The sequence below is a fragment of the Halorubrum sp. GN11_10-6_MGM genome (assembly GCF_005435165.1).
Classification (GTDB): Archaea; Halobacteriota; Halobacteria; order Halobacteriales; family Haloferacaceae; genus Halorubrum.
The window spans coordinates 1-436 of sequence record NZ_SGUC01000180.1 but is presented as its reverse complement, the minus strand read 5'-3'; the positions used below and the strand labels follow the sequence as shown (position 1 = coordinate 436).

At 67.7% G+C, this 436-nt stretch carries 1 pseudogene; it reads right to left on the bottom strand.

Annotated features, from left to right (window positions below):
* Positions 1–185: 185 nt before the first annotated feature.
* Positions 186–436 (bottom strand): annotated as a pseudogene (locus EXE46_RS16640) (zinc ribbon domain-containing protein); the annotation flags it as partial.

Sequence of the window (436 nt, the reverse complement as noted above, 5' to 3'; positions counted from 1 at the left end):
CGTGATCGCCATCTTCCTGTTCGTCCGGGCGTACCAGGGTCACTACCTGGACGACGAGCGGCCGATCGAGTACTTCGGCCTCTACTGGCACTTCGTCGACATCGTCTGGGTGTTCATCTTCCCGCTGTTCTACCTCTTCTGAGGTAGTTCGCGGCTCGGTTTTTCTTTCTCACGCGCGTTCGTCCTCACGCGCCGTCTTCGCTCACCGGCTCCGCGCACCACTGACAGAAGTCGAACGTCGGATCCGTCTCCTTCCCGCACGCCGGACAGCGGACGGTCTCCGCCGACGGGTCCGCGCCCGCCCCGTCGGCATCGCCTCCCGGGCCCTCCGAGGCGGTCGCGCGCGCCGCCTCACGCTCCCGCTCGTACGCCCGGTTGTTGCGACGTGCCACGACGTACGCGTCGATCACGCTGGCGCCGACGACCGCGGCGGCTG